The organism is Micromonospora noduli (genome assembly GCF_003264365.1).
In the GTDB taxonomy this organism is placed as follows: Bacteria; Actinomycetota; Actinomycetes; order Mycobacteriales; family Micromonosporaceae; genus Micromonospora; species Micromonospora noduli.
Window position 1 is genome coordinate 1 of sequence record NZ_PYAK01000114.1, and the last position, 6,508, is coordinate 6,508.

Sequence of the window (6,508 nt, forward strand, 5' to 3'; positions counted from 1 at the left end):
TTCCGCTCAACCGCCACCCACCGGGCACCCTCACCGACCCAACGTCGACCGCAGCCCCACCCGCACCAACGCCGCGTCCACCCGACCGACCGCGCCCAGCGCCGCACCGACCCGACCGCCGGGCACCGGCAACCCACCGGGTGCCACACCGACCCGACCGCCGGGTGCCGCGCCGACCCGCCCGGCCACACCCGGCAAGATGCCGATGCCGACCCGGCCGGCGGTCTCCGGCACGCCGAGCCGGCCTGTCTCCTCCGGGCCCTCGACGCCGCCGCTGGCCGACTCGCCGACCGCATACATTCCGCAGGTCACCGACCGGTCCGCCCGATCCACCGGCTCCCCGGCCACCCCGGCCACCCCGGCCACCCCGGTCTCCCCGGTCGCCCCCGACCGCGTCGCAGCGGCCGGGTCGGAAGGCTTCCCGCCGACCGGGCCGGGCCGGGTCCCGCCGAGCGCTGGCGGGGATCGCGGCGCGGACCCGGCAGCCACCGCGTTGATTCCGGCCGTGCCCGCCACTCCGGCCACCAGGCCGCCGACCATGGACTCGACCGCGTTGATGGGGGCCGTCCCCCGCACCGCCGTCCCGGATGAGCCGGCCAGCGCCAACCCCGCCGACCCTCCCCAACCCCGACGCGGCGAGCGGGTGGTGCAACTCCGGCCACACCAGACCGGCGAGGGCTACAAGAGCGTCTACTCCGAGCTGACCCGCCCGTCGTTCGGCTCGCGACTGCGCACCGGCGTCCGCGTCACCGGCGAAGTCCTGATCACCTTCGGCCTGGTGGTCCTGCTCTTCGCCGGCTACGAGGTCTGGGGCAAGTCGGCCATCGTCGACGCCCACCAGAACGACCTCAACAACGAGTTGGCCCAGGCGTGGGGCCCGACCGACGACCCCACTGTCGCCCCGTCGGTGGGCCCGAGCGTCAAACCCTCCCCACCGGTACGCGGTAAGCCGCTCGCGGGCCTCTACATCCCCAAGCTCGACAAGAACTGGGTCGTCGTCGAGGGGGTCACCCAACAGGACATCCGTTTCGCCCCCGGCCACTACCCGACCAGCGCGCTCCCCGGCCAGGTGGGCAACTTCTCCGTCGCCGGCCACCGCAACCGGGCCACCTTCTGGCGGTTGGACGAGCTGGACGAGGGCGACCCGATCGTGGTCGAGAGCAAGACCGACTGGTACGTCTACCGGGTGTCGCAGTCCCGGATCGTCCGGCCGACCCAGGTCGAGGTGGTGGCGCCGGTGCCCGGCGAGCCGGACAAGAAGGCGACCAAACGGATGCTCACCCTCACCACGTGCAACCCGAAGTTCGACAACTACCAGCGCCTGATCATCCATGCCGAACTGGACCGCACCCAACCCAAGTCCGCGGGCCGGCCGGCGGAGCTGGGAGGCTGACCCGATGTACGCGTTCATCTGGCGCAAGCTGCCGTTCGGCGTGGTCGGGAAGTTGACCGGCTCGGTGCTGCTGGTGGCCGCCACGGTGGCCCTGCTGTGGTACGTCGCCTTCCCGTGGGCCGAGCCCCTGCTGCCCTTCGACGACGTGCAGGTCGAGTCCGGCGTACCCGCCGAGACGGGTGGCGGCGGCGACCCGGTGACCGGGGAGACGCCGGCCGGCGACGAGCACGAACTGCCGTACGACACCGACCAGAACAACTCCGCGCCTCCCTCCCCGAGCAGGTGACCATGCGCGTCCTGGTGATCGACAACTATGACTCCTTCGTCTTCAACCTCGTGCAGTATCTGGGCCAGCTCGGCGTGGACTGCGAGGTCCGCCGCAACGACGAGATCGACGTCGCCGAGGTGGGCACGGTTGGCGCCGACGGCATCCTGCTGTCGCCCGGGCCGGGCAGCCCGGACCGGGCCGGCATCTGCCTGGACGTCATCCGGGAGTACGCAGGCAAGCTGCCGATCTTCGGCGTCTGCCTCGGCCATCAGGCGATCGGCGAAGCTTTCGGGGCGACCGTGACACGCGCCCCCGAGCTGCTGCACGGCAAGACCTCCGAGGTGCGACACCACTCGGTCGGCGTACTCGCCGGTCTGCCCGACCCGTTCACCGCCACCCGGTACCACTCGCTCGCAGTGCTGCCCGAGACGCTCCCCGACGAGCTGGAGGTCACCGGCTGGACCGGCTCCGGCGTGGTGATGGCGATGCGGCACCGGACGCTGCCCATCGAGGGCGTCCAATTCCACCCGGAGTCGGTGCTCACCGAGGGCGGTCACCTGATGCTGGCCAACTGGCTGGCGAGTTGCGGTCACCCCGAGGCGCTGGAGCGGGCACCCGCGCTGGCCGCCGAGGTCGACGCCCGTCGTCGGGCGGCCTTCGCCACCGCCTGAGGCAGACGCCGATCCTTCAGAGCCCGTCGTCATCACGGCCAGAATGGACCTGTGAGGCCAAAGCGCGACGTCAATACGACGCCCGGCCTGTCTGATTGCCACTTCCCGAGTAGGTATGTGGTCGAAAAGGTCGGATGGTGGCGATCAGGTTCACCAGCAAGTCAGACCTCGTCGATGGGCGCGCTCGAGCATCCGCAGGCCCAAGGCGGGTTTCGTAGCGAACCCGACGCGGGCTGCGATGCCGGCTTCCTTGCGGCGAGCGAGGTCGTCGCACCGGCCACGGGCAACTAAAATCGATCACCGTCCACTATGCTTGGTCGGGCCTGCGGCATAGCGCCCACGCGAGTGGGCCGAAGTTGCTGCGAGCCCAATTCGGGGCATGGCAGAAAAGCAAGGAGGCGGGGGAATCATGATCAATTCCAGAAGAGTCGGTCTGACGCTCACGGCGCTGCTGACAGCGCTAATGCCTGCGGTCATCGTCGCCGGGGCGGGGCCTGCCCAAGCCGCCGGCAGCTGCGTGCAGCAGGGAGATGACAGGGGCTGCATTGCGCCTGTCGACGGCCTGCACCAGGTGTCGGCGTGCGACAACGAGGCCGACGGGCATGGCGTGTACGTGGAGGTCGACTGGACCGACGCTGCGCAGAACGAGACGGTCGGGGACGGGAACGGCTCGGCCGCCGGGTGCGGCACCGTGCGCTACCTCGATGCGCCATACCGGTATCGGGTCTGCGAATCGGTCACTGGCCCCGACTACTGTTCAAGCTGGGTCAACTACTACGGATGACACCTGCGAGAATGGGCCATCCCCTCGCCGTAGCTTTGTTGCAACCGACTACAGCCTGTGTTGAAGTCGGCAGCAGTGTCTAAACTGATGTGACTTGTCAGTGTCGAAGATCGAGGTGTAGCGAGGTCTCCGGTAGACGGTTCAGCGACAGTGCTGAATCTCAACCAGGAGGCCTCGCGCACACCCTCAGGCCGTGTCCTCAAAGGTCCACAACCATTGCAGTAGCGGGGCAATGGCGACGGCAGCCTTGCACGAGGTCGCGGTCTTGTCGTAGCAGGTTCCGCAAGCATCCGGTCGAATGTGCCATTAAAAGCCCACCTGCGGAAACGGGTAAGACCGTTCAGCCACGCAACGCGTTCTGGACCGCAGGATTCGCAGGCGAGCGCACCGCAGGCGGTCGGTCGCGTACCGCGTCCCAGGCCGCCTTGCCACTGGCGAAGTAGTCCCGAACCGACTTTTCGGCGAGCAGAGCGGCACCACAGCCGTCGCAGCGGGCGGCCACCCCGTCGACGTCGAGCCCCAGCTGCCGGCACAGCGTCACCGCCCGGGACAGGTGGTACGACTGGGTGACGATCAGCGCCCGCTCGACGCCGTACACCTCGCGCGCTCTCGCGCAGCTGTCGTAGGTGTCCAGGCCGAACGGGTCGGCCACCACACGACGCCTGTCGACACCGCGCTCGGCGAGGTACGTCGTCATCACCGCCGGCTCGTCGCCGGACGCGCCGCCGCCGTCGCCCGACACCAGGACGACAGTGGCCCGTCCGCTGGTCACCAGTTCGGCGGCGGTGTCCAGGCGGCCGGCGAGACGGTCACCCGGCCGCTGCCGATCGGCCGCCACCTCGGTGCCGAGCACGATCACCACGTCGGCGGTCGGCGCGTCGGTGGCGTCGTACAGGTGGCCGCGTGCGGCGAGAGTCGTCCACAGCCACGGGGAACTGGCGAGCACCAGCAGGACGAGGCCTGCGAGGGCCAGCCAGCGGAGGCGTCGAGGCCACCGCCGTACCGCCCCGACCGGGGACGATTCGGTCTCGGTCATGCCGATGCCCGCGGGTGGCCTAGTCCTGGGGCCGGCTCGGCGGGGGCGGGAACGGCAGACCGATGCCGCCCCCGTTGCCGGGAGTTGTCGGCGTGCCCGTCGGCGTGCCCGTCGGCGTCACGGTGGGCGTCGGGTCGGTTTCCGGCTCGGGAATGCCGATCTCGATGGTGACCGTCTTGTTCCTGGCCAGTTCGGTGCCCCCCACCGGGTTCTGCTTCTGCACCCGCCCGGCCTGATCGGCCGGCACTTCCTCTCCGTCCTTGAACGAGACCTTGTAGCCCGCCTCGCGGAGCTCCTCGGCGGCCTCGTCCCGAGTGGAGTTGACCACGTTGGGCACCTTGTTGACGTTGCCCCGGGAGACCTCGACGACAACCTTGCTGTCCGGCGCCACAGTCGTCCCCGACGGCGGAGACACCTTGATGACAATCCCCTCCTGAGCGGGGTTGTCAACCGGCTTCTCCTCGACCCGCAACCCGAGGTCATCGAGTTGGCGCTTCACGTTCTCGATCTGGGAGTTGACCAGGCCAGGGGGGATCTTCACGTCCGGCTTGCCGTCGCAGATCTGGATGGTCACCGTGTCTGCCGGCTTCAGCTGGGTGCCCGCGGCAGGACTCTGCTTGGCGACGGTGCCCTTGGTGCAGTCGTTTGCCAAGACCGCCTCGCCGACCTGCGGCTTGAATCCGAGGTTGTTGATCTCGGTGACCGCGATGGCCTGGGTCTTGCCGGTGAGGGTGGGCACCGACTTCAGGTCCTTGTCCTGCTGCATGTTCCAGAGCAGGGCGGCGACCAGGGCGATCACCGCGAGTACGCCGACCGCGCTGAACATCGCGATCAGCCAGGAGGACGCCTTGCGCTGACGGGGGTCGCCCACCCGGGCCGGGATCTGCCCGGTCTGCGGCCCACGGCCCGAAGCCGGATAGCCGCCCCCGCCACCGGCCGGGGCCATCGCCACCGTCTCCGCCTCGCGCAGCACCGGGGTGGCCAGCACGGGCCGGCCGGCGGCGGCGCGGAGCAGGTCGGCCCGCATCTCGCCAGCGCTCTGGTAGCGGTTGAGCGGGTTCTTCGACAGCGCCTTCAGCACGATCGCGTCGACGGCCGGGGTGACGTCCGGGTTGATGTCGCTCGGCGTAGGCGGCGTCTCCCGTACGTGCTGGTACGCGACGCTGACCGGGCTGTCCCCGACGAACGGCGGGTGCCCGCAGACCAGCTCGAAGAGCACGCAGCCGGCTGCGTACACGTCGGAGCGCGCGTCGACGGCCTCGCCGCGTGCCTGCTCCGGGGAGAGATATTGCGCCGTGCCGATGACCGCACTGGTCTGGGTCATGGTGGTCGCACCGCTGGCCAGCGCCCGGGCGATGCCGAAGTCCATCACCTTGACCTGGCCGGTCTGGGTGAGCATCACGTTGCCGGGCTTGATGTCCCGGTGGATGATGCCGTGCCGGTGGCTGAACTCCAGTGCGGCGCACATGTCGGCGCAGATCTCCAGCGCGCGGCGCGGTTGCAGTCGCCCCTCGGCGCCGAGGACCTCCTTCAAGGTCCGTCCGTTGACGAACTCCATGACGATGAACGGCAGCGTCTCACCGGTCGGCGCGGTCTCCTCGCCGGTGTCGTAGACCGCCACGATGGCCGGGTGGTTGAGTGACGCGGCGTTCTGCGCCTCCCGACGGAACCGCATCTGGAACGTCGCGTCCCGGGCGAGGTCGGTGCGGAGCATCTTGATCGCGACGTCCCGACCGAGCCGGAGATCGCGACCACGGTGCACCTCGGCCATGCCGCCATAGCCGAGCAGCTCGCCGACCTGGTACCTGCCACCGAGCAGGCGGGCCTGCGCTGTCATCGCGTCTGTCGTCCTTCGCTCGTCGTCGTCCCGCCGTCGTCCGGCTGGAGTCGTACCTCTCGACGGTACGACGTCCGGGTCGGATCGTCGCGCCCGTCGAGTCGTAGCGCGCCGGACGCCACGGTGCGCGGCGCCAGCCCGGCGGATACACCGGCCTGCGACTGCTTCCGGAGGTTGTAGGAAATCACGCCAGAGCAGAGCAGGACCAGCACGGCCAGCAGGATGGCGAGAAGCACCATTCCAGGCCGGGACCGCTGGGGCTGGGGTGACGGCGTCGCCGGGCCGGCCTGCCGGACGTACGCCGGCGGGTGTTCCTGCCGGGGTGGCCCGGACGGCACCGCTGCCGCACCGCGTGGGTAGCCGTTCGGTGCGCCCTGCGGTCGGGCGGGCTGGACGGCCGGCGCGACGGCGGTGGGGCGTGGCTGTTGGGCGGGTGCGATCGCTGTCGGCCTCGCTCCGGCCACCGGCGGGCGGGCAGTCGGCGGTCGCATCTGGTGCGCCTGCGGCACCTGGGCCCGG

6 protein-coding genes and 1 pseudogene are annotated in these 6,508 nt (G+C 70.2%); 4 read left to right on the plus strand and 3 right to left on the minus strand.

From position 1 onward, the window contains the following. The 4 genes from GUI43_RS34850 to GUI43_RS33615 all read left to right on the plus strand — a co-directional run. Nucleotides 1–1,393: class E sortase (locus tag GUI43_RS34850; RefSeq protein ID WP_249037921.1), on the plus strand; the 1,393-nt coding region annotated here is incomplete at its 5' end. 4 nt (nt 1,394–1,397) lie between these two features. Beyond that, entirely contained in the window at nt 1,398–1,679 is a 282-nt protein-coding gene (locus GUI43_RS32935; protein WP_112583986.1) for a hypothetical protein, read from the plus strand. A gap of 2 nt (nt 1,680–1,681) precedes the next feature. After that, nucleotides 1,682–2,332: an aminodeoxychorismate/anthranilate synthase component II gene (locus tag GUI43_RS32940; RefSeq protein WP_112584016.1), complete on the plus strand. Its 651-nt coding sequence runs from the start codon at nt 1,682–1,684 to the stop codon at nt 2,330–2,332. 409 nt (nt 2,333–2,741) lie between these two features. Beyond that, the gene (locus GUI43_RS33615) at nt 2,742–3,116 is read left to right on the plus strand and encodes a hypothetical protein (protein ID WP_112583985.1); all 375 of its coding nucleotides are present in this window, start codon (nt 2,742–2,744) and stop codon (nt 3,114–3,116) included. A 340-nt stretch (nt 3,117–3,456) separates the two neighbouring features. Here the strand turns inward: GUI43_RS33615 and GUI43_RS32950 are convergent, their stop codons facing one another. The 3 genes and pseudogenes from GUI43_RS32950 to GUI43_RS32960 all read right to left on the minus strand — a co-directional run. After that, nucleotides 3,457–4,152 (minus strand): SanA/YdcF family protein, encoded by a 696-nt coding sequence (locus GUI43_RS32950; protein ID WP_112700684.1) that lies wholly within the window; start codon nt 4,150–4,152, stop codon nt 3,457–3,459. A 19-nt stretch (nt 4,153–4,171) separates the two neighbouring features. Beyond that, nucleotides 4,172–5,989, minus strand: coding sequence for a Stk1 family PASTA domain-containing Ser/Thr kinase (gene pknB, locus GUI43_RS32955; protein WP_112601213.1), 1,818 nt, complete (start codon nt 5,987–5,989; stop codon nt 4,172–4,174). Next, a pseudogene (locus GUI43_RS32960) lies at nt 5,986–6,508 on the minus strand (serine/threonine protein kinase); the annotation flags it as partial. The pseudogene GUI43_RS32960 and the gene pknB, both read right to left, overlap by 4 nt.